22 protein-coding genes and 1 other annotated feature are annotated in these 24,280 nt (G+C 30.3%); of the genes, 13 read left to right on the top strand and 9 right to left on the bottom strand.

Annotated elements, in window-relative coordinates:
• Positions 1-229: 229 nt before the first annotated feature.
• The 9 genes from J2Z76_RS14255 to yyaC all read left to right on the top strand — a co-directional run bounded on the left by J2Z76_RS14255 (position 230) and on the right by yyaC (position 7,008).
• The gene (locus J2Z76_RS14255) at positions 230-1,351 is read left to right on the top strand and encodes a GGDEF domain-containing protein (RefSeq protein ID WP_209512746.1); all 1,122 of its coding nucleotides are present in this window, start codon (positions 230-232) and stop codon (positions 1,349-1,351) included.
• Between the two features lie 76 nt (positions 1,352-1,427).
• The gene (locus tag J2Z76_RS14250; protein ID WP_209512745.1) at positions 1,428-2,000 is read left to right on the top strand and encodes a UbiX family flavin prenyltransferase; all 573 of its coding nucleotides are present in this window, start codon (positions 1,428-1,430) and stop codon (positions 1,998-2,000) included.
• Positions 2,001-2,002: 2 nt separating this feature from the next.
• Entirely contained in the window at positions 2,003-2,371 is a 369-nt protein-coding gene (lpdD, locus tag J2Z76_RS14245) for a prenylated flavin chaperone LpdD (protein WP_209512744.1), read from the top strand.
• 105 nt (positions 2,372-2,476) lie between these two features.
• Positions 2,477-3,130: an HDIG domain-containing metalloprotein gene (locus tag J2Z76_RS14240; protein ID WP_209512743.1), complete on the top strand. Its 654-nt coding sequence runs from the start codon at positions 2,477-2,479 to the stop codon at positions 3,128-3,130.
• 59 nt (positions 3,131-3,189) lie between these two features.
• Positions 3,190-3,795 carry a DNA-3-methyladenine glycosylase family protein gene (locus tag J2Z76_RS14235; RefSeq protein ID WP_209512742.1) on the top strand — a complete coding sequence of 202 codons (606 nt, stop codon included), beginning with the start codon at positions 3,190-3,192 and terminating at the stop codon, positions 3,793-3,795.
• Between the two features lie 560 nt (positions 3,796-4,355).
• Entirely contained in the window at positions 4,356-5,189 is an 834-nt protein-coding gene (locus J2Z76_RS14230) for a 4Fe-4S binding protein (protein ID WP_209512741.1), read from the top strand.
• Positions 5,190-5,260: 71 nt separating this feature from the next.
• Positions 5,261-6,022: a DUF975 family protein gene (locus J2Z76_RS17020; RefSeq protein WP_209512740.1), complete on the top strand. Its 762-nt coding sequence runs from the start codon at positions 5,261-5,263 to the stop codon at positions 6,020-6,022.
• Positions 6,023-6,049: 27 nt separating this feature from the next.
• Positions 6,050-6,370 (top strand): putative heavy metal-binding protein, encoded by a 321-nt coding sequence (locus J2Z76_RS14220; protein WP_209512739.1) that lies wholly within the window; start codon positions 6,050-6,052, stop codon positions 6,368-6,370.
• Positions 6,371-6,459: 89 nt separating this feature from the next.
• On the top strand, positions 6,460-7,008 hold the full coding sequence (yyaC, locus tag J2Z76_RS14215; RefSeq protein ID WP_209512738.1) for a spore protease YyaC: 549 nt from the start codon (positions 6,460-6,462) through the stop codon (positions 7,006-7,008).
• 65 nt (positions 7,009-7,073) lie between these two features.
• Here the strand turns inward: yyaC and J2Z76_RS14210 are convergent, their stop codons facing one another.
• The 4 genes from J2Z76_RS14210 to J2Z76_RS14195 all read right to left on the bottom strand — a co-directional run bounded on the left by J2Z76_RS14210 (position 7,074) and on the right by J2Z76_RS14195 (position 12,036).
• Positions 7,074-8,243 (bottom strand): hypothetical protein, encoded by a 1,170-nt coding sequence (locus tag J2Z76_RS14210; RefSeq protein WP_209512737.1) that lies wholly within the window; start codon positions 8,241-8,243, stop codon positions 7,074-7,076.
• Between the two features lie 94 nt (positions 8,244-8,337).
• Positions 8,338-9,978 (bottom strand): amidohydrolase, encoded by a 1,641-nt coding sequence (locus J2Z76_RS14205; RefSeq protein WP_209512736.1) that lies wholly within the window; start codon positions 9,976-9,978, stop codon positions 8,338-8,340.
• Between the two features lie 52 nt (positions 9,979-10,030).
• Positions 10,031-11,416, bottom strand: a complete 1,386-nt coding sequence (locus J2Z76_RS14200; RefSeq protein ID WP_209512735.1) for an APC family permease — start codon at positions 11,414-11,416, stop codon at positions 10,031-10,033.
• A gap of 50 nt (positions 11,417-11,466) precedes the next feature.
• Positions 11,467-12,036: a M15 family metallopeptidase gene (locus J2Z76_RS14195; protein WP_209512734.1), complete on the bottom strand. Its 570-nt coding sequence runs from the start codon at positions 12,034-12,036 to the stop codon at positions 11,467-11,469.
• A 236-nt stretch (positions 12,037-12,272) separates the two neighbouring features.
• On the opposite strand from J2Z76_RS14195, the gene J2Z76_RS14190 reads away from it, so the two are divergent.
• Positions 12,273-14,261, top strand: coding sequence for a sigma-54 interaction domain-containing protein (locus J2Z76_RS14190; protein ID WP_209512733.1), 1,989 nt, complete (start codon positions 12,273-12,275; stop codon positions 14,259-14,261).
• Between the two features lie 169 nt (positions 14,262-14,430).
• Here J2Z76_RS14190 and leuB read toward each other — a convergent pair whose 3' ends face one another.
• From leuB to J2Z76_RS14165, 5 genes are all read right to left on the bottom strand, one after another.
• Positions 14,431-15,489, bottom strand: coding sequence for a 3-isopropylmalate dehydrogenase (leuB, locus tag J2Z76_RS14185; RefSeq protein ID WP_209512732.1), 1,059 nt, complete (start codon positions 15,487-15,489; stop codon positions 14,431-14,433).
• A 65-nt stretch (positions 15,490-15,554) separates the two neighbouring features.
• The gene (gene leuD / locus J2Z76_RS14180) at positions 15,555-16,049 is read right to left on the bottom strand and encodes a 3-isopropylmalate dehydratase small subunit (RefSeq protein WP_209512731.1); all 495 of its coding nucleotides are present in this window, start codon (positions 16,047-16,049) and stop codon (positions 15,555-15,557) included.
• On the bottom strand, positions 16,049-17,323 hold the full coding sequence (gene leuC, locus J2Z76_RS14175; protein ID WP_209512730.1) for a 3-isopropylmalate dehydratase large subunit: 1,275 nt from the start codon (positions 17,321-17,323) through the stop codon (positions 16,049-16,051). Before leuC ends, leuD begins: the two co-directional genes overlap by 1 nt.
• Positions 17,324-17,339: 16 nt before the next feature.
• Positions 17,340-18,857 (bottom strand): 2-isopropylmalate synthase, encoded by a 1,518-nt coding sequence (locus J2Z76_RS14170; RefSeq protein ID WP_209512729.1) that lies wholly within the window; start codon positions 18,855-18,857, stop codon positions 17,340-17,342.
• A gap of 61 nt (positions 18,858-18,918) precedes the next feature.
• Positions 18,919-19,175, bottom strand: a binding site (T-box leader).
• Between the two features lie 150 nt (positions 19,176-19,325).
• Positions 19,326-20,699, bottom strand: coding sequence for a S41 family peptidase (locus tag J2Z76_RS14165; protein ID WP_209512728.1), 1,374 nt, complete (start codon positions 20,697-20,699; stop codon positions 19,326-19,328).
• Positions 20,700-20,837: 138 nt separating this feature from the next.
• Between J2Z76_RS14165 and J2Z76_RS14160 the strand changes: the two genes are divergently transcribed.
• From J2Z76_RS14160 to rplI, 3 genes are read left to right on the top strand one after another with little or no spacing between them, the layout of a single operon-like run.
• Positions 20,838-21,803 (top strand): YybS family protein, encoded by a 966-nt coding sequence (locus J2Z76_RS14160; protein WP_209512727.1) that lies wholly within the window; start codon positions 20,838-20,840, stop codon positions 21,801-21,803.
• A gap of 23 nt (positions 21,804-21,826) precedes the next feature.
• Positions 21,827-23,836: a DHH family phosphoesterase gene (locus J2Z76_RS14155; protein WP_209512726.1), complete on the top strand. Its 2,010-nt coding sequence runs from the start codon at positions 21,827-21,829 to the stop codon at positions 23,834-23,836.
• The gene (gene rplI / locus J2Z76_RS14150; RefSeq protein ID WP_209512725.1) at positions 23,833-24,279 is read left to right on the top strand and encodes a 50S ribosomal protein L9; all 447 of its coding nucleotides are present in this window, start codon (positions 23,833-23,835) and stop codon (positions 24,277-24,279) included. The genes J2Z76_RS14155 and rplI overlap by 4 nt, the downstream gene beginning before the upstream one ends.
• Position 24,280 lies beyond the last annotated feature (1 nt).

Here is a 24,280-nt window from a genome sequence, read left to right as displayed (position 1 = left end):
TATAATTTTTGGAGCAAAAAATCTTCTGTAGTAGAAGATTTTTGTTTTATCTATATTTAAAATGGTAGAAATGTATACTTAATTGTAGTATAATTATATTGTATATTTATTAAAATTTTAAATGTAAGATAACACTATTTATCATTAGACAAATATAATAAATTTTACTTATTCTTTTTAACAGCTTTAATTACTAGAAATAAAATTAATTTGAGAGGACTGATTTTATATGAATTTTTCAATCAGCACAAATGTTCTTGGAATTATTGCACTTTGTTTTACAATAAATTTAGCAGTTCGTAATACTATAGTTGATAGTTATAAAACGAAAATTTACTTATATGCGTCAGCAGTTACAATTATTTTATTGCTTTTAGAAATTACAACTATTTTACTTGAGTCTTCAAATATAAATAATGTATTAATATTAAATAAAATTGTTAATGCTATTGGATTTTCAATGTCTCCATTAGTTCCATATATATTTATATTATTTATCAAGGAGAAAATTGATAGGAATAGTATAATTATGGCTATTCCATTATTAATTAATGCCTTAATAAGTGTTTTAAGTTATAGAACGGGTTGGCTTTTTTATTTCAATAATCAGAGCCAATATGTTAGAGGAAACTTTTTCTACATAACTACAATAATAGGTATGATTTATTATTTAATTTTGATAATAAATTTAGCAAAAAATAATTTAGTGTTTGATAATGATGATAAGATATTTTTGAATTTTCTCTTTACAATACCAATATTTTCAACAATTTTGCAAACTATCTTTCCTGGGCTTCTTATAATATGGGGAAGTGTAGCATTAACATTGTTAATATTTTATATTTTTCTTAGAGAGTTACAATTTAAGTATGATACGATAAGTGGAATTAAGAATAGAGAAACATTTGAAAAAGAAATAGAAAAATATCAAAAAAGTTATAATAATATTACTATAATAATGTTTGATTTAAATGACTTTAAGAAAATAAATGATAATTTAGGACATAAATTTGGTGATAATGCAATTTATAATGCCGCAAAAATTTTAAAACAAAGTTTTAAAAATATAGGTGAGCCGTATAGACTTGGTGGTGATGAATTTTGTGTTATTTGCTTCAATGTTTCCAATGAAATAATTGATAAAGCATTAGGAGAATTGGAAGCATTTTCAAATGAATTTAATAAAAAAAATATAGTTAAAATAATATTTGCATATGGATATGCTAAATATACCAAAGAACAAAGTGCAAGTATTTATGATATAATTATGCAAGCAGATAGAGCTATGTATGAACACAAAGCAAGATTGAAAGGCTTAAACATACGTAAAAAAGATAATATACTTATATAAATCATTGAGGAATGGAGAAAGCAAGTATGAAAGATACATATTATATTAAAGTTACGGGATTGTTTTGGAAAATCAAATGAATAAAAAAAGACTAGTTGTTGGAATAAGTGGAGCAAGTGGTGCCATATTAGGTATAAATTTATTAGAAACGATGAAGGGATTCTCAGATTGGGAAACTCATTTAGTTATTTCGAAAGGTGCAGAGCTAACAATAAGAGACGAAACCGAATACACAATTGAAGAAGTAGAAAAACTAGCTGATAAGGTCTATAATATATATAATATTGGCGATAGCTTAGCTAGCGGAACTTTTAAAACAGAAGGTATGGTTATAATTCCATGCAGTATGAAAACTATTGCTGGTGTTGCAAGTGGATATTCTGATAATTTGTTACTAAGAGCAGCAGATGTTACCATAAAAGAAGGACGAAGATTAGTTGTAGTTTCAAGAGAAAGCCCTTTAAGTGTAATTCATCTAAAGAACATGCTAACATTAGCTCAGGCTGGAGCGATGATTATACCTCCAATGGTAACTTATTACAATAAACCTTTAAGTATTGAAGATATGAATAAACATATTGTTGCGAAAATTTTGGATAAATTCGGTATCGAGGTACACGGTTTTAAAAGATGGGGTGAAGAGGTTTAAGTATGTATGAATTTAATTTAGAAAGAGATAGAATAAAATTAAATATGAAGGCTTTTTTAATTGGCGAGGATTTATGTGTAATAATATCCGGTGGAGAGAGCCCCCATATAGGATGTGTAACTATAAGCGTCCCAAGACCTAGCTTGTCAGATACAAGTGTTGTTAGTGCCACAACTTCTGTTTTAAACTTAGTTGGACATAAGGATGATGAAGTAGCGAGGGTTGTATCTAATGATCTTTCATCTAAATTAAATAAAACTGTTGTTGTAACTTGCGGAATTCATCTTGATTATATTACACAAGAAGAAATTAATATTACGATAGAACTTATAAAAGAATTTACAAATAAACTAATCGATAGTTTGCTATAATTATTATGATACCGAGTGTAATAATATAAAAGTATAATTTTATAGTGCAGTGGCATTCTACTTAATAAATGGAACTATTAAATTAATTATATTAAGGAGAATTACATGACAATTAATACTAAAAATAAAAAAATTGAAATTAATTCAGAACGTTCTAAAGAGGACATTTTTAATGAAATGAGTTATCACTTGTTAAATGATGAAGAACCATCAAACTATTTAAATAGCATAGTGAACATGAATTTTTTTCAACAGTATCCTCTTCAACTATTATATAAATTAAAAGAGGCTGAGCAATCTCCGAAACATCATCCAGAGGGCAACGTCTGGAATCATACAATGCTAGTAATAGATCATGCATCAAAAAATAAAGCTAAAAGTAATAATGAGAAAGTTTTTATGTGGGCTGCTTTATTACATGATATAGGAAAACCAAGTACTACTAAAAATCGAAAAGGTAAAATTACATCCTATGACCATGATAAAATAGGTGCTAATTTAGCGAAAGATTTCTTAAGGGAATTTACTACGGAAGATAAATTTATTGAAGATGTGTCAGTTTTAGTTAGGTGGCATATGCAAATTCTACATGTTGTAAAGAATTTACCATTTGCAGATATTAAAACTATGAAGCAGCAAGCAAATATCTTTGAAGTTGCTCTTTTAGGATTATGTGATAGATTAGGAAGACTAAATGTAAATGTGAGAGAAGAAGAAAACAATATAGCAAATTTCATTAAAAAGTGTAGTGATGAATAAATTATTTATTGAATACTGATTTAATTAGAAGTTAAAGAACTTGTTTAAGGAGTATTATAGTGGAAATATTTATGTATGGCGAAATGGAAATTAATTATTTAAAAAAAAAAGATAAAAAGTTATCAATTGCCATTGATAGGATTGGAAAAATTGAACGGGAGGTAACCCCAGATTTATTTACTGCACTTGTAAGTAGTATTGTAAGTCAACAAATTTCTAACAAAGCGGCAGCTACTGTGTGGGGTAGACTTTGCAGCCTTGTTGGAGAAGTCACACCTAAATCAATAGTTGAGGCAGATATAAATGACATACAAAAATGTGGTATGAGTGTCAGAAAAGCGTCCTACATAAAGAACATTGGTGAAAAGGTTTATGGTGGGGAATTAAACGTTGATGAATTTCATAACCTATCTGATGATGAAATAATTAAAGAACTATCAGCACTTCATGGAATCGGAATCTGGACAGCCGAAATGTTGATGATTTTTTCTATGCAAAGACCAAATGTCGTAAGCTGGGGAGATCTTGCAATAAGAAGAGGGATGTGTAATTTATATCATCACAAGGAACTAACTAAAACACAATTTGAGCGTTATAAGAAAAGATATTCTCCCTATGGATCGGTTGCTTCACTTTATCTTTGGGCACTTTCGGTAGAAAGTTAAATTATAAATGAATAAGCAGTAAATTAAATTGAATATTTTTTAAATAACAACGTATAAATCTTAAAAGAGAAATTTTCCCTGATAAATATTAAATAAACTTTGTTTTAAAACATACTTCTGGTTAATATACCAATTAATAGAGTAACACAAATAAAAATGGCTATTTTGCTAAGAGGTGAAATAGCTACACCAGATGAAGCAAGAGAAATCTTATTTATATAAATAAAAACATACAAGAACTGTCGAAAATTTGGCATATTAAAATAACATTTCCTATCTTTATAATTACATTAGGAAGTGTTTTTTTGTGTTTTCTATGCAACAAAGGTAAGTCATAATATATAATATATGGTATTATATTAATAATTATAAAGATGTCATAAGGGGTAATTTGTTTCCTATTTTAAGTTTATATGATATAATAAACACAATTAATGAAACAAAGATATTCGTCTTTGTCTTGATGTATTTATTGAATCGTTGTGATGCAAGCCGTTTCTGGCTTGCTTTATGATATGATATCTTGTAATGTATATTAAAAAAATTAGGGGATGGTTCTAATGTTAAAATCAGAAATAATAAAGATTACATCAGATTTCATTGAAAAATCAGAGGGAAATTACATATCAGAAAAAAATGCAATATCAGAAAATTTAATGGGAATGAAAATTTTTGAAGAACCTATTTTTGCTTTTGGAAGTGCAGATGATAATAATTTTAAAGTACTTAAGGAAACATCAGTAATAGGTGAACATTTTATATTACCTAAAGAATGGTTGCCAGGAGCAAGGACTGTGGTTTCTTTCTTTTTGCCTTTTAGCGAAGCAGTTAGGGAAAGTAATAAAATAGATATGATATGGCCATCAGCAGGTTGGCTTCATGGGCGTATTGAAGGTCAAGTATTTTTAAACAGTTTTTGTAGATATTTAAATTCAAAGTTAAAAGAAGCTGGATTTGATAGTGTTGTTCCAGCTTTAGATAATAAATTTTGGTCAAGTACAAAAAGTGATAAAATAGAGTCATCTTTTTCAAGCAATTGGTCTGAGAGACATGTTGCATTTATTTGTGGATTAGGAACATTTGGACTTTCTAAAGGTATTATAACTAGAAAAGGTATGGCTGGGAGATTGGGCAGTATAGTTACCGAATTATATTTGGAACCTTGTGAAAAAAACTATGATGATATTTATGAATATTGTTCTATGTGTGGGGTGTGTTCAAAGAATTGTCCAGCTGGTGCTATATCAATTGAAAATGGAAAAGACCATATTAAATGTTCTGAATTTTTGGATAGTATTTTTGAAGAACACAATCCTAGATATGGCTGTGGAAAATGTCAAGTTGCTGTTCCTTGCGAAAATATAGTTCCAAAGAATAGATTAAATTACAAATGATATTGAGAATAATTATGTTATAATGATTTGATATAGTAATAATTTCAAAGAATTTAAGGGGGAACATATTAGTGTGGACTAGAGAGGAATTAAAATCTAGGGCAAAGGCAGTTTTAGCAATAAATTATTGGAAGTCTTTTTTGATTAGTATAGTAATTGTTATAGCGTCAATTAATGGAGATGAAATTAATTATAAAGTAAATGAACACAGAGCTAGTTCTAGAGGTTTTCTTAGACATGCAATTGATGAAATTACTAATTATTCATTAGATAACCGAGAATTTTTTATTATAATAATTGGACTTGTCTTGGCAACGTTAGCCTTTCGTATTTTGATTGGATTTTCACTAGAAATTGGTGGGAGAAAATATTTCGTTCAATCTGCAAGATATATGGATAGCAAAAATTGCTTTAATTTTGCATTTACGGGGCCAAATTATAGTTATATAGTTGGTACAATGATTCGCAAGGCTATTTATAATGCACTATGGACTTTGTTGCTAATTATACCAGGTATAATTAAATATTATGAATATAGGATGGTACCCTATATTTTGGCGGATAATCCTATCATAGGGTCTAAAGATGCAATTAAATTAAGTATGGATATGACAGAAGGACATAAATTTGATATCTTTATTTTAGATTTATCTTTTATTGGCTGGTTTCTTTTAGGTGCATTAGCTTTAGGTGTAGGAATATTATTTGTATATCCATATGTATTTGCAACAGAAGCTGAATTATATTTGGTATTGCGTAACAATGCAATAGAAAATAAATATGATAATTATGAAAAAATAGTATTTGACTATGATATAAATAACATAGAATAAAAAAAATAATTTTACAGGAGGATTATTATGATTATTTCAACAACACCATCTTTGGAAGGTAAAAAAATCACTGAATACAAAGGTATTGTATTTGGTGAGGTTATATCGGGAGTAGACTTTATTAAAGATTTTGCTGCAGGACTTACTAATTTTTTTGGTGGCAGGTCAGGTTCTTATGAAGGAGAATTAATAGAAGCTAGAGAAAATGCAATTGAAGAAATGAAGAAAAGGGCTAGTAGTATGGGTGCTAATGCAGTTGTAGGCGTAGATATTGATTATGAGGTATTAGGTCAAGCAAATAACATGCTCATGGTTACAGCCTCTGGAACAGCTGTTGTAGTAGGATAATTTGTCTGCAAATTAAACCTTTCAAGGTTTAAATAGAGAATAATATACCCCCTACTTGTATATACTAGTATACATAGGGGGTGTTTTTTTTGAATCCGATCGAAGTTCATTACAAAAACAGTTTTGCAGCAATAAAAATAGGTCATTATTTAGCAGAACATATACGTAGCAACACGGCAATTATTTGTATAGGAACTGATAAATGCATAGTTGACAGTTTAGGCCCTTTAGTAGGAACTATGCTTACAAAGGAAAATATAGAAATTGACATATATGGAACTTTGGATAAACCTGTTCATGCAATTAATATGAATGAGTATATAAAAACTATAAAAAGTAAAAATTATGATAATGTGATTGCTATAGATGCTTGTTTGAGTTCAAAGAAAAGCCAAGGAATAGTTGAAGTAAGAGAAGGCCCAATAACGCCTGGAAAAGGCATCGGGAAAATATTGCCTGAAATAGGCGATTTATCTATAATTGGAATAGTGGATTCTAATGATAAAGATTTTTATAATTTGGTACAAGATACGAGATTGTCTTTTATATATGAAATGTCAGAGGTAATAACTGAAGGAATAGTAACTGCAGTAAATATGAATGATATGATAGGAAGAGAAGAAGCTTGTATTTTGTAGTAAGCATTTAACTTGACAAGCTCGTTTGCTCAACAATTATCATGAGGTTTATTTATTTTCTTTTCTTATTTAAAATATATTTTTGTGATAGCTAGTAAAATTATTTCTAAATATTTCGAAACATCTTCTTGATCCAAAATAGGAATTTTCCAATAATTTATATATTCTTGAGGTACTAATAAAGAAATAATAGCTGCGGTGCCTGGCACTATTCCAGCTGACCTTACCACTTCATGGAGGCTATTTGACATAAAACTTATGCCTCCAGCGTCTTCGCTTATTAACTTTGCTATTTCAGCTATGTAAGACACCTTATCTTTGGAAGTATCAGATAATTTTAAACATTCACCTAAGCTTACTATTTTTTCAGCAAAATCCTTTGTAGCTTTTTCAAGTTGACCTTTTACTAAAGGCAGTGAATCTGTTTTAAGTATATAAGGAATATCTAAATATTCAGCTGCATCTACTAATGCATTAGCAACAGACAAATTGTCAATTTCATCTTGGGCACGAAATAAAAATGTATTCATCGGAATGTTTTTAGCCATATCTGGTATGCATGCTTTACTCTCAACAATGATATTAGGAACCTTGTCCATCCCTAACATTTTCATCAATTCACCTTTTTGTCCAAATAAAGTATTGCCTTCGTTATCTTCATTTGGGCCAATACCACCATCGGAACCATTAATATTTAATAATAGTGAAACAGGAATTCCATTTATATCAACTACTGTTGCTGCCATTTTATCTATTAATCCTTCAAACTTATCTGTAGTTATATAAACTTTATCAGGAGCTTTTTTATAAAAAGAATCTAGCACAGATAATGCGATAGCTCCTTGAAGAGAAACTACTGTTTCCATCACTCCTTGGCCATACATTCTTCCAAAAGTTTTTATTGCTGCAGTTTGTGTATATATCCCATCTTCATCAACAACTCTATTCAATAATTCAATTTCATAAGGTGTTAATCCACGTCTAGAATATGTTCTTCCAATTCCCCCTTCGTATGTTTTAACAGTTATTGTCCCTGTAGAAGAGTCACCTGTAACAGATTTAATTCGAGTATTAACTTTTAATGCTTTTTTCATTATAGATGCAACTACTGCAAATCCTGCTGAGTCATCTTGTACAAATGAACTATGGCTATGAACATGACCTACCCCTACATGTCCAACTACAGCCAATGAACCTTGCTTTTTATCAGAAATTGAAATTGTACAATTTTCCATATCTAATCTCCTTAATTTTAACTTATTTAATACTTGTTAAAGAAACATAGAAACCATGCAACATACTTACTATATTGCATGGGGTTTATTATTTCTATCTACTTGTATAAACCATATTCCCATCTACATATGTTTCAATTACATTTGTATCAAGAATTTCTTCATCAGAATGTAAATTAAACAAATCTTTATCTAGCAAAATAAAATCTGCTAATTTTCCAACTGAAATTGTTCCCTTTATTTGTTCTTCCCCTGAAGCATATGCTCCTTCAACTGTATATGCATTTATTGCTTCATAAATGCTCAGCTTTTCATTAGGAAGATATGTTTTCTTCTCAGTTCCAGTTATATTTTTTCTCGCTACAGCTGAGTAAATATTTGGCATAGTATTGAAAGATTCAACTGGACAATCAGTTCCAAATGATGCATAAATCCCTTTATCAATCATAGTTTTCCATGCGTAAGATGTTTTTGCTAATTCTTCACCTGCTCTGTCATAAACAATATTCATATCATAGTCTATAAATATAGGTTGGATAAAAGCTAACACATCCAATTCTACAAGACGATCTAGCAAAGCATAATCAGTAATTTGACAATGTACAATGCCATGTCGAGGATGATGATCTGGATCCAATTGTTGAGCATTTTCAATTGCATTCAATGATATTTCAATAGCTCTATCTCCTATAGCATGTATTGCAACAGGACAATTGTTTTTATGAGAAAGCAGCACTAATTTATTTAATTCTTCTTGAGAAAACATTGATATACCATTTGTACTAGCATCATCTGCATAATTATTTCTCAAAGCAGCAGTACGTGCACCTAGAGAGCCATCGCTAAGCAGCTTAACGCAAGTTACACGATATTTATCATTGCCAAAACCATATTTATATCCTTTATCAAAGAATTTTTGAATGGCTTCTGTTTTTTGTAATAAACATTGCTCACCAACACGAATTTTTAACTTACCAGCCTCGTCTAATTCACGAAAAGCTTGAAAAAGCAAATCATAATCATAGTTAGGCGTGTACCCTACATCATCACTTTGTACTGATGTAAGTCCTTGAGCAAAAGCTTTATCTTGAGCTGCTACAATTATTTCCTTTAAAATGTCTAATGTTAAGCTGGAAATTTCAGTTTTAACATCATCTAACAAACTTTCTTTTATGATGCCATCTGGTTCTCCATTAGGTAAAAGTCCAACTAACTTACCATATTTAGATGCAGTATCTTTATTTAGTCCTACAGCTTTCATAGCAGCACTGTTAAGTACTCCGATATGGAAGCAAGCACGCATAATAAGTGTAGGTACATCACCAGTTACTTCATCTAAATCAAATTTATTTGGGAATCTTTTTTCATCTAAAAAATAATCATGATTCCATCCTTCGCCTTCAAACCAAGTTTTATCATCTGATTTTCGATTTTTAATACCTTCCTTTAAGCGTTCCTTAATTTCATCAATACTTTTTGTACCAACTAAATTTATACTGCGCAAACTTTTAGCAAAATGTATAAAATGCATATGCGAGTCATTAAAACCTGGTAAAACACAATGTCCACTTAAGTCAACTTCTTCAAAATCCTTACTGTTTGCTTCGATATATTCAAGGGCAACATCTTCAGTACCTACATATGCAAATTTATTGTCTTGAACTACAAAACAATCAGCATTTGGATGCATGCAATCCATTGTACGAATGTTACCATTTTTAAATAAAGTAATCATTTTATTTCTCCTTAAATAACTTGTATTTTATTATGTTTTTATTTATTAAAAGTTATATACCTTTACTATCCTTTTTTAGTTGTTTATCAAAGTAATAATAAACGAAACAACCAATAGCGGGAACAACAAATCCTATTAATGCAGTAACTGGATCTTCAATAAATGTGTTAATCATAAGTCCAGCAAAAATTAATATAGTTATAATTACTGTTGCTGGATATGCAAATATTTTATAAGGTCTTTCTAAAGTAGGATATTTTTTACGATAAATTAAAACAGCTCCAACAACTAAAACATTAAATAACATACCAGTAAACACTACCATTGATGTTAATTGATCAAGATTTCTAGATAATACTAAAATTACTGCTATTATACATTGTGCTATTAATGCAGAAGATGGAACTTTGTATGTAGGATGCAATTTACCAAAACTTTTGAAGAAATGTCCTTCTTTAGACATTGCATAATAAGTTCTTGGGAAAGCAAGTATCATTCCATTTAATGAACCAAACATAGAAATTATCATACCAACTAGAACTATTGTACCACCAACATTACCAAAAATACGTTTAGCTACTTCAGTACCAAGATAGTAGTTTCCATCATTAATCATAGTGACAATTTCATTATGTGGCAAAACTCTATATATTGAATAGTTAAATAAAGTATATAAAACCAAAATACTTCCAATTGCTACAACTAAAGAAAGAGGTAAATTTCTTTTAGGGTTCTTCATTTCTTCAGCTACGGTATTTAAATTAGTCCATCCTTCATATGCCCACAATGTTGCAACAGTAGCAAATGCAATCATACCTATAATGCTGCCAAAACTTACAACACTGCCATCTTGAGGTAAAAGGCTTAAATCAGGTGTTTGCTTACCAAACATTAAAGCACCAAACATAATAATTCCGATTGGAATTAATTTAGCAACCATTGAAACATTTTGTAATATAGATGCTTTTTTTACTCCAAAATAATTATACGCAGTAAGAGCTACAATCAATACAATTGCTATAAGTTTAATTACCGAATCACTAAGGTCAAAAAAAGTTCTTAAGGCAGTTGGCAGTGCAACAGCAATTGCTGCAATAGATCCAGCACCGCTAAGTAACCAGCTAACAAATCCAAACAAAAAACCTACAATAGGATGATAAGCTTCATTTAAATAAACAACCATTCCACCTGCTACAGGCCTAGAAGCACCAAGTTCAGCAAAACACAATCCTCCAAGCAGTGATACTATTCCACCAACTACCCAGCATAATAAAGCTAGACCTAAGCTCATGCCTGTACGCATTAAAACATATGAACCTAAATAAAATATACCAGAACCTACCATGATACCGCCAATAATACTTACGCCGCCAAAAACTCCAATTTCTTGTTTAAATTCTGATTTAACAGGCTCTAAATTTTTAACTTTATCACTCATTTTATATCTCCTTGTTAGTAATTATTTTTCATATAACTTTAAATATAAACTTAATTAAATTCTACATCAGAATATGGTGTAGCTTTTGTAACAACATCATTAAAATGCCACCATTCGTTTCTATAAGCTTTAAATCCTACACTTTCCATAACCGATTTTAAATATTCAGCATTTTTTCTTGCTTGAGGTGGTATTTTATCGCACCCAAGCCCTGCCATTTCCGTAAAATCATCAAATTCTGTTGGCATTTCAAGTTCATTTCCATTTGAATCCACCAAAGTTATATCTACACTTAAACCATTCATATGGCTGTATTCAAAAATAATTGGTTTTCTCATATCTGGTGGAGTTGCAACAAAATCATCAATTGGGACAATTTCAAACAATAGCTTTTGTGCCCTTATAGGCCTGTATGCATCCCAAACTTTTACCTTATACCCATCTTTTTTAAATATTTTCTTTGCTTTAATAAGTAATATTGCAGTGTCCTTGTTTAAGTAACAATCATTAAAATTATATACTCTTTGTTTTGTAAAATTGTTGTCTGTTGCATACTTAATGTCAATGATAAATTCAGGATCTAAATCTAATAACCTGACTAAGCTATCTTTGTCACTCATTTATAACCTCCTTAAAAATTTATTATTTATATTTGTAGATAAACTTTATCATCATACATATGTTAGCAATTTATGTGCCATATATAAAAGATATTAAATACATTAATAACAGTGGATATTTATATTTTAAATATTTAAATTAATAAAAATAATAGGATAACTCCGCAAGTTAATCCTATTATTTAACCATATTTATGTTATAATTAGTTTGGATATGGAATTGGAGGTATCACTTTATGAAAACAATATCGATGATTTATAACAATAGAGAAAATTGGCCGGTTATAGAATATTTAAAAAGTAATTTGGAATCTATTTTCGAAAAATATGTACAAGTAAATAATGTTTTTTTAAACGAGCTTAAAGAACATGAAATAATTGAAGGTGACATATATTTAGTTTTATTTGAGCAAATGATTTATCCCTTGAAAAAACACATTAAAAATTTTAACAACGTAGTAGTTATGACAAGAGGTATAAGCAGAAAATATATCAATGAAATTCGAAATATTCCAAACAACACAGATGTTTTAGTAGTAAATGATTCTTACGAAAGCACAATACAAACGACAAATACCTTTTATGAACTTGGAATAAGCCACATTAACTTTATTCCTTACGAAGAAAAGTTAGATGTAAATAATTATTATAGTGATATTAAAATAGCTATAACACCTGATGAAACTAACATGGTACCAAAATTTATTAAAACCATTATAAATATAGGGTACCGAGAAATTGGTTATGATACTTTTATTAAGATAATGCAAAAACAACAGCTTAGTTATAAATCCGTAAATAGAAATATTATTAAACACATGGATGATATAGTAGAGCCTAATGCAACATTTAAAAGCAATTATCTAAATAGTTATTTAAAAAGTGAAATGTTAAACAAAATTATTTTCAATTCTTATGAAGGAATATTGCTAACAGACAGTGATTATAATTTAGTTTATTCAAATGAAAAGTTAAATAAAACTTTCAACATTGAAGATAATAATTCCGAAAAAAATATAAAAAGTTTTATGGATATAGAAGTATTTAAAAAAATAACTGATATGGAATCAAAAAGCAAATTCATTAAGATCCATGATGAAAATTACACAGTTGAAAAAAATAATGTAATGCTGATGGATCAAATTGTTGGATACAGCATTATTTTAAGAAATGAAAAAGATATAAGAGAATTAGAAATAAGTTTAAAAAACCATCTAATGAAGAAAGGTCTTTTTGCAAAGTATACTTTTGAAAATATAATATACAAATCAAATAAAATGTTGCAATTGATAAAACTTTCAAAAAAAGCTGCTCTAACAGATTATACCATATCAATTCAAGGTGAAAGCGGTACAGGAAAAGAACTTTTAGCACAATCAATTCATAATTTTTCGAATAGAAAAGATATGCCATTTGTGGCAGTTAATTGTGCAGCATTGCCAGAAACATTATTAGAAAGCGAGTTGTTTGGATATGAAGGAGGCTCATTTACAGGGGCAAGAAAAAACGGAAAAGTAGGTTTATTTGAACAAGCTAATACAGGAACATTGTTTTTAGATGAAATTGGTGATATATCTTCTAACTTTCAAAGTCAGCTGTTAAGGGTAATTCAAGAAAAACAAATCATGCGTATAGGAAGTGACAGGCTTATAAATATTGATGTTAGAATTATAGTAGCTACAAATAAAAATCTTGAAGAAGAAGTACAAAAAAAGAATTTTAGAAGCGACTTATTTTATAGACTCAATGTAATACCAATAGAAATACCAGCCCTAAGAGAACGAAAAGAAGATATATTTCTATTACTAGAAAACTTTTCAGGCGAAACTTATTCCAATATTACTGATGAAGAAAAAAGTGCTATTTTAAGTTATAACTGGCCTGGCAACGTCAGAGAGTTAGAAAGCGCTACAAATTATTATAAAACATTAGATGAATTCCCAAATTACATAATAAATAAACTAACTAATAATTCAAAAAAATATATTTTGTATGATAATACATATTATATTTTAGAAATTATAAAGGATAATACTGATCGTTTTCATGGAATAGGCAGAACCCAGTTAACATATTTGTTAAAGGAAAAGGGTATTAAAATAAGCGATTCTAAGGTTAGATCAATAATTGAATGGTTAAATACAAAAGGTTATATAGAAACACGAAAAGGAAGATCAGGCAACAGAATAACTCAGCAAGGTATAGATTATTTAGATAAATTTTGAGATTGAAATACTATATAAATCAAGGCTCAAAATATAAGAGAAACCAGTGGAACAAATGACTTTAACTCAATATGAATAATATGATAGGAAAAGAGGAAGCTTGAATTTTGTAGTAAGCATTCAAAAGGGAGGGTTCATTTAGAACAAACTCCCTTTTTTTATATAGTTTTCATATACTTTCTACAATTATATTACCCATTTCAACTGTAGTAATTATTTTTTCACCTTTTCTAGCTATATCAGCGGTTCTGTGTCCATCTGATAATGTTTTTTTAACAGCATTTTCAATGCAGTCAGACTCTGATTGAAGACCAAATGTATATTTTAACATCATTGAAATTGAAAGTATGGTAGCTATGGGATTAGCTTTGCCTTGACCTGCAATATCTGGTGCAGAGCCATGTATTGGTTCATACATACCAAAATTATTATCTCCTAGTGATGCAGATGGTAACAGACCTATTGAGCCTGTTATCATACTAGCTTCGTCTGATAGTATATCTCCAAACATGTTTTCTGTAACTATTACATCAAATTGTTTTGGATTTACTACAAGCTGCATTGCGGCATTATCAACGTAAAGGTGATTTAATTTTACATCCGGATAATCTTTTGCAACTTCTTCAACTGTTTTTCTCCAAAGTCTTGATGTTTCAAGAACATTAGCCTTATCTACGCTAGTTACATGTTTGTTTCGTGATTGTGCTATTTTAAATGCTTGATGAGCAATTCTTTCGATTTCATATTTCGAGTATTCCATACAATCGCAGGCATAATTTCCTTCAGTAAATTTCTTACCAAAATATATTCCGCCAGTTAGTTCTCTAACTATAACTATATCCATACCACCTTCCACTATTTCAGGCTTTAAAGGGCATGTATCTTTTAATATATCAAACATAACTGCAGGACGAATGTTTGAATACAAATTTAATTCTTTTCTTAATGCAAGAAGTGCTTTTTCTGGACGTTCATTTCCTGGTAGACTATCCCATTTTGGTCCACCTACAGCACCAAGTATTACTGCATCACTTTCCTTACATACTTGTAAAGTTTCTTCAGGAAGATTTTTTCCTGTCTTATCTATTGCAATTCCACCTGCTAAAACTTCAGTAAATTCAAAGTTGTGATTGTACTTTTCACCCATTTTTTTTAAAACTTTGATGGCTTCATCTACAATTTCTGGTCCGATTCCATCTCCTTTTATTACTGCTATTTTGTATTTCATTTCTTCCTCCTCAATGTTTTAAGCAGAACGCATATACAATTCGTTCCTCACACCACATCATATCTTTATTTAGATAATTTATTTTTAACGTAGCCAACTAATCCTTCACTGCTGATTATTTGTTGAATAAAATCAGGAAATGGCTCAGCCTGATAAGTCTCATTTTTGGTAACATTTGTTATTTTTCCGCTTTTGAAGTCTACGCTAACTTCGTCGCCAGCTTCTATTTTATCTGCTGCTTCTTCGCATTCAAGGATTGGAAGTCCGATATTAAATGCATTTCTATAAAATATACGTGCGAAACTTTTAGCTATTACGCATGAAATACCTGCAACCTTTATTGCAATTGGAGCATGCTCACGAGATGAACCGCAACCAAAGTTTTTCATGGCTACGATTATGTCTCCTTCTTTTACCGCTTTAGCAAATACTGTATCAATATCTTGCATGCAATGGCTTGCTAAATCTTTGTAGTCTGGTGTATTTAGGTATCTTGCAGCAATTATTGCATCTGTATCTATATTATCACCATATTTAAAAACTTTTCCTTGTGCATTCATTATTTGTTACCTCCATAGATGAAATTAGGATCTGCAATTTTACCAGCTATTGCTGAAGCTGCTGCTACTGCTGGGCTTGCAAGATATACTTCTGATCCTGGATGCCCCATACGTCCTATGAAGTTTCTGTTTGTAGTTGCAAGTGCTTTTTCACCTTCGGCTAATATTCCCATGTATCCACCTAGACATGGTCCACATGTTGGAGTACTTACTGCAGCTCCAGCATCTATAAATATTTCTGTTAAGCCTTCTGTTATACATTGTTTATATATAGCTTGAGTTGCTGGAATAATTATTGTGCGTACATCTGGATGAACCTTATGACCTTTTAATATTTCAGCAGCAACTCTCATATCTTCAATTCTTCCATTAGTACATGAGCCAATTACTACCTGATCAATTTTTACGTTACCAACATTGTCAATTGACCTAGTATTTTCCGGAAGATGTGGGAATGATACAGTTGATTTTAAAGTGCTTAAGTCAATATCTATAACTTCATCATATTCAGCATCATTATCAGTTTCATATATTGTGTATTCTTTGGTTGAGTGTTCTTTCATATACTCTATAGTTTTTTCATCTACAGGAAAAATACCGTTTTTCCCACCAGCTTCAATTGCCATGTTGCATATTGCAAATCTATCATCCATTGATAATTCCTTTACGCCTTCACCTGTAAATTCCATTGATTTATATAAAGCACCATCAACACCTATTTTACCTATGATATAAAGAATTACATCCTTTCCACTAACCCATTTATTTAATTTTCCTGTCAAATTGAATTTAATAGCTGAAGGGACCTTAAACCATAGCTGACCTGTTGCCATTCCAGCTGCCATATCTGTGCTACCTCCACCTGTGGAGAATGCACCTAAAGCCCCATATGTGCATGTGTGAGAGTCCGCTCCAATTACAGTGTCACCAGCAACAACCAATCCCTTTTCTGGCAATAATGCATGTTCGATTCCCATTTGTCCTACATCAAAGAAATTTGTTACCCCTTGTTCCTTGCAAAAACATCTTGAAACTTTGCATTGCTCTGCTGATTTGATGTCCTTAGCAGGCACAAAGTGGTCAAACACAACGACGACTTTGTCTTTGTCATATATTTTTTTAGCACCCATCTTTTCGAATTCTTTTATTGCTACAGGTGTTGTTATATCATTACCTAAAACTATATCTAAATCCATTTCAATAAATTGACCTGCATTTACTTCTTCTAATCCAGCGTGCTTTGCAAGGATTTTTTGTGTCATTGTCATTCCCATAATATTGCCTCCTGTTTTATATAGTTTCATTTTCAAACATCATTTTGTTTAAAGCATTTATATATGCTATGATGCTTGATTCAATTATATCTGTACTTAGCCCTCTACCTACATAAACACGTCCATTTTCCTTTAGCCTCACAACAGCATCTCCTAATGCATCTTCACCTTCTGTTACTGAAGTTAATGAGAAGTCATCTAATTCAAGATCTTTTCCAATAACCTTTTCAATAGCTTTAAATGAAGCATATATAGGACCTTCCCCTACCGCAACCTCTTCTATAAGATTATCGCCCTTTCTGATTGTTAATGTTGCAGTAGATGTTATTACATTTCCAGAATTTATGACATAATTTATTAATTCAAATATTTTTGGTACTTCGATTTTTTGTCTTGAAACTAATGCATCAATATCCTTGTCATATACATCTTTTTTCTTATCAGCAAGGTCTTTAAATTTTTTAAATGCCATATCTAATTCTTCTTTTGTTAATTCATAACCAAGCTGAGTTAATTTGTCATTAAAAGCATGTCTACCAGAATGTTTTCCAAGCACTAATCTATTTGTATCAAGACCTATTGATTCTGGAGTCATAATCTCATATGTTTCTTTATTGTTAAGAACACCATGTTGATGAATGCCAGATTCATGTGCAAATGCGTTAGCTCCTACAATTGCTTTATTTGGTTGAACTTTCACCCCTGTTATTCTTGATAAAAGGTTGCTGCTTCTGACTATTTGTCTAGTGTCAATTCTTGTTTCAATATCATAATAATCTTTTCTTGTGTTAAGAGACATAACTATTTCTTCAAGAGCTGCATTGCCTGCTCTTTCACCAATTCCATTTACAGTACATTCAATTTGAGTAACTCCAGCTTTAATTGCAGCTATAGAGTTTGCAACGCCAAGTCCTAAATCATTGTGACAATGAACAGATATGTCAATTGTTTTTAAAGCAGGGCATTTTTCAATAATTGCTGTTAAAAAGTCATAATATTCATCAGGGGTTGTATAACCTACTGTATCTGGTATGTTAATTGTTGTAGCACCTGCTTTAATAACTTTATCAAAAACTTGTGCAAGAAAATCAACATTGCTTCTAGTTGCATCTTCTGCTGAAAATTCAATGTCATTACAAAGAGATTTTGCATATGTCACCATTTTTTCCGAAGAAATAAGTACTTCTTCAGGGGTCATTTTTAACTTGTATTCCATATGAATAGGTGATGTTGCTAAAAAAACATGGATACGTGGCTTTTCAGCAAACTTTAAACTTTCCCACGCCTTGTCTATATCATCTTTGTGGGCCCTAGCTAAGCTTGCTACAGTACAGTTTTTAATGTGCTTTGATATTTCCTGAATAGAGTGAAGGTCTCCAGGTGAAGCTGCCGCAAAGCCTGCTTCTATTACATCCACATTCATTCTTTCAAGTTGTTGTGCCATTTCAATTTTTTCTTTTAAGTTCATACTACACCCTGGTGATTGTTCACCGTCTCTTAATGTAGTGTCAAAAATTTTAATTGTTTTAGCCATTGTTAATCTCCTTTTAAAGTTTATATAAAAAAAATCCGCCCATGATGCATATAAATATGCTATCAGGGACGGATATAGTTCCGCGGTACCACCCAAATTGCTCTCATTAACAATATATTATTATATCACTAAAGAAAACCTGCTCGATTCAGATTCTAACAAATCTTAGCTTGTAACGCAGCACACGTATTTTCCTACTAATTTCAGAAAATAAGCTCGGGAGTGAGTGTGTTTTCTTGACAGTATCGGCTTCCAGCATACGCCGACTCTCTATAACTTGTCATAAAAGAAAAGTTTTTTCTCCTTCACAGCTTGTATTAATTGATTTTTATGATTCTAACATTCTAAATATATGTTTGTCAATAGTTTTTTATAAATTTATTTATGAATTAAATTTCATAGATAAGAATAATTTTATAATATAAAAGGAACAGCAATATACTGCTCCTTAGATAGTACTAACTATAATTATTTATTTAATTGCTCTATTGCTGTTTGAAGTTGTAAATCTGGCAAACTATTTTTAGCATAATTATCTAGTGCTGCATATAATGTATTTTGAGTTGTAATATCTATTATACCATATGCATATAAATTATTATCATCTTGGAACTTTTGTATTTGTTCAAATGATGTTTTGTCATAAACTCCATCTGGTTTATTCACTGAGTATCCTAATGTCTGAAGTATCATTTCTGCAGATAGTACATCAAGGCTTACATCACCTAAATTTGATTTATTTTCTTTGCTGAACTGAGGGTATTTTGCAAAATCAATAGTTGGGTTTTCAACAAGTATATCAGGAGTAATTCCAATTTTATGTACAGGTGTTCTGTTTACAGAAAAATACTCAGCAGTGGTAAATTTTACTCCAGCTCCATTTAGCTTATAGAGAGATTGAACTATACCTTTACCAAATGACTGTGTTCCAACTAGTATTCCTTCATTTTTATATTTGACAGCACCAGCAAATATTTCTGTTGCACTTGCACTTCCACTGTTTATTAGCAGGGCAATTTTATATTTTTGTTCTTTTAAGTCACTTGTATATATGTCTTCTTTACCAGTTGCGTAATCAACATATACTAAGGGTCCTTCGGTTACAAATAGGTTTAACATGTCCACAGCTGCGCCTAGTGTTCCTCCGCCATTATTTCTTAGGTCGATAACAATCTTGTTAATATTATTATCGTCAAATTTTGACAATTCTTTTTTTACAAGGTCAGTTGTATTATCTGAAAATTCAGTAACTTTTAAATAACCTATTTCATTGTCCATAATCTCACTTTCAACTTTACTTGTTACAATAGTTCTTCTAATTATATCAAATGTTAAATTTTTGCCATCACGAACTATACCTATTTTAACAGGGGTTCCTTCTTTCCCTTTTATAAGTTTGTTAGCAGCTTCGGAACTTGTATAACCTGTAATATCAATATCATCGACATACTTTATTGTATCACCAGCCTTAATACCAACTTCAAGTGCAGGAGAGTTAGGTAATGGAGTTACAACGACAATTTTTCCATCAGAATCTATAATTTGCACTCCTATACCAACAAATTCACCAGCTGTATCGGTAATTAGGGATTGATATTTTTCTTCAGTGTAGTAAATGCTGTATTCATCTAAAACACTAAAAAAACCATTGTATAGGCCATTCATTATTTCATTTTGGTCAACATCATATTGATATTGGTTAAGTACAAAGTATATTACATTTTTCATAAAATCAACATCAGAATCAAATTTTTCTTTATCTAATTCTTGTGCAAAAGCACTAAAAGATATTGAAGAAATTAATATTAAAACAACAATTAACATACAAATTTTCTTTTTCATATAGACACCTCTTTTTTCGTTCTTTTATACAGTATAATTAAAAAAACTCAAACTGTAAAGGAAAAATTAATTTTGACTTTATTACTGTTTTAGGGTAAAATAATAGAATTAGAAACTTAAATTAGAATTGAGGGCAGTATGAATAGAAATATAAAAACTTCAAGTATGACTGAAGCTGCAATGATTTCTGGTATACTTGTATTATTTGCTTATATATCATCATTTTTAATCTCACTATTAATGTTTTTTTATCCAGTACCTGCGATAATTTTGGCTAAAAGAAGGGGTTTGAAATATGCAGTATTGTCATTAGCTGCAGCTGATTTAATAATTATTATGCTATTAGGAGTGCAAATTGGAATAACTTTTGTTATATTATTTTCTCCGTTGGCAATTGCTATTTCATATGGAATTTGCAAGGATGAAGATCCAAATAAAACAATTATGTACGGTGCAATAGCTTTTATGGTTTCATTTGTAGCCATGATATTGGTGATACAGGTTGTAATGGGTATAAATTTCGTTCAACAAATGGTTGAAATTACAAAAGAAAGCTTTAATATGTCTAAAGAAATACTATTGAAAACAGCGGGCGATACTAACTCAGATAAGTTTAAAGAGACTTTAAAGTATTTTGAGGAAACTGGCATGGCAATGGTAACTTTTGTTAGTCAGCAATTTCCTTCAATGCTGATTAGTGCGTCTGTTTTAACTTCATATATAAATTATTTTGCGGTAGAAAGATTTGCTAAAAGATTTTCAATTGACATGAGAAAACATGAAGGACTAAGTAATTTTTCATTTCCAAATACATTTATACTAGCTATGGCAGGATTGTTATTATTATCATATTTGCTAAGTATATTCAATGTAAATGTTAATGTTGTTCAGATGAATTTATTTATGATTTGCTACATGGCTATGTTCATTCAAGGTTTCGCGGTAGCAAAATTTTATTTAATTAAGTGGAATGTTAACAAAGTTGGAAGAACCTTAATCTTAATATCAATATTTCTAATGGTTGGATTTGCGCAAGTACTTGCACTAGTAGGCATAGTAGATTTAGTATTTGATATAAGGAAAATAAGGCATAAAATTGTATAACTAAATGTATTGGAGGTGTCAATTTGGATAATATTAAAACTCCAAAGTTTTTAAAGGATGATAGTTTTGTTTATTTCATCTTATTAACTTTAATAATTGTGGTTTTGCTTATTGAAAAAATGTACTTTTATGCTATTGCTTCTGCAGTTGCCTTATTGATTGTATCTGCTATGACATTCCGGAAACAGATGCATAGAGAAAAAGAGCTTAAAAAATACATGATAGACTATACTAATAATATTGAAAATTTGTCAGTTAGTTCTTTTCTGAATTTTCCAATGCCTATAAGTATAGTTGATGAACAAGGAAAATTACATTGGTATAATTCTAAATTTAGAGATTTGGTAGGAGAAAAAATTGAAGAAATAGAAAATCTATTAGATTACTATCCGGAGTTCCCTATTAAAACACTCGATGCTAGTATAGATGGAATAATAAACAACATAGAAATGTCTCAAATTAGTAAAAGTTATAATATACCATATAATGTACTTAAGGAGGGTAAGTTTGGAGACGGTAAATCTTTCGTACTTTATTGGATTGATAATACGGTATATTCTAATTTAAAAACTAAATACAATGATGAACGTCCAATTGCAATGTTGGTACAAATAGATAATTATGATGAAATTTCTGAAAAGATGGATAAGGGTGAAAAATCTGCAATGACTGCAGAGGTAGAGAAAATATTAAATAAATATGCCTCTGAAATGAATGGTTTTGTATTAAAATATGATACATTTAGATTTTTCATGATGGTTGAGAATAAATATCTTGAATCCCTTGAATCAAAGAAGTTTTCTATATTGGAAGAAGTTAAAGCAATTAAAGGTTCAGCAGACTATTATTTTACCTTAAGTATTGGTGTTGGGGCATTTGCTAAAAATTTAGGACAGCTTATTGAATATTCTAAAGGTGCTTTAGATGTAGCATTAGGTAGGGGCGGAGATCAAGCTGTTGTAAAAAAAATAAATTCAGTAAAATTTTATGGTGGAAAGAGTAAAGCTGTTGAAAAGCGTACTAAGGTTAAAGCTAGAATTATATCTTATGCATTGAGACAGATTATAGATCAAAGTTCAAATGTTATTATTATGGGTCACAGAATAGGTGATATGGATAGTTTAGGTGCATCTATTGGATTATATAGTATTGCTAAAAGTAGAGGTAAAAAAGCATACATTGTTTTAAACACAATTAATTATGCTTTGAAAAACATGCATGAAAGAATGAAAAGTGAAGATTCTCAGTATCTAGAATCCTTGATTGACACAGAAACTGCTTTAAGTTTATCAGATCAAAATACACTTTGTATAGTTCTTGATACACATAGGGGTAGCTATACAGAAGCTCCTGAGCTGTTAAATAAAATTGAGAAGGTTGTGCTTATAGATCATCATAGGAGAAGTGAAGAGTATATTGAAAATACGCTTCTTGACTATATAGAACCTTATGCTTCATCAACATGTGAGCTAGTTTCAGAAATAATACAATACATGGATGACCATATTAAGTTGACTAAATTTGAGGCGGATTCACTAATGGCTGGAATCATAGTTGATACTAATTCATTTACATTTAAAACTGGTGTAAGAACATTTGAAGCGGCATCATTTTTGAGAAGAAATGGAGCAGATACAGTTGATGTTAAGGAATTTTTTAATGAAAGCCTAGATTCTATGAAAAAGAAAACAGAAATCATAGAAAAGTCAGAAATAGTTTTTGGAGATGTTGCAATATCATATATAGATGATTTAGACGAAAATTCAAATGTAATAGCTGCACAAAGTGCTGATGAATTACTCACTATAAAGGATGTAAAAGCAAGCTTTGTTCTTGTGCGAAACAAGGATTATATAAATATAAGTGGACGTTCTACGGGTCAAATAAACGTTCAAATTATAATGGAATTCTTGGGTGGAGGCGGTCATCTTAATATGGCTGGGGCTCAAATACAAACAACAGATATGGATAAAGCAAAACTAGAATTATATGATGCTATAAATAGATATAAAAAGGAGAGTCAAAACAAATGAAAGTAATATTATTAGAAGATGTAAAAAATGTAGGGAAAAAAGGTGCATTGATAAATGCAAAGGATGGTTATGCTAATAACTTCTTATTTCCTAAAAAGTTAGCAATAGAAGCAACACCAGCAAATCTAAAAAAATTAGAAAACGCTAAGAGAAAACAAGAAGAAAAAGAAGCGGAAATTTTTGAGGAAGCAAAAAAGCTTGAAGAAGAATTAATGAAAGTTGCTATAGTTATCAAAACTAAAGCTGGTGAAAATGGTAAATTATTTGGTTCAATAACTACTAAAGAGATTGCAGAGCAGTTAGAAGAAAAAAGTGGAATAAGTATAGATAAAAGAAAGTTTGAATTAGATGATACGATAAAATCTGTTGGAGAATATTCTGTTAGAATAAAACTTCATCCAAAGGTAGTAGCTAAAATACAAGTTATAGTTACGGAAAAATAAG

The organism is Sedimentibacter acidaminivorans (genome assembly GCF_017873955.1).
Classification (GTDB): domain Bacteria; phylum Bacillota; class Clostridia; order Tissierellales; family Sedimentibacteraceae; genus Sedimentibacter; species Sedimentibacter acidaminivorans.
Note: the sequence above shows the minus strand (reverse complement) of the source record. Positions and strands in the feature narration are given on the sequence as shown.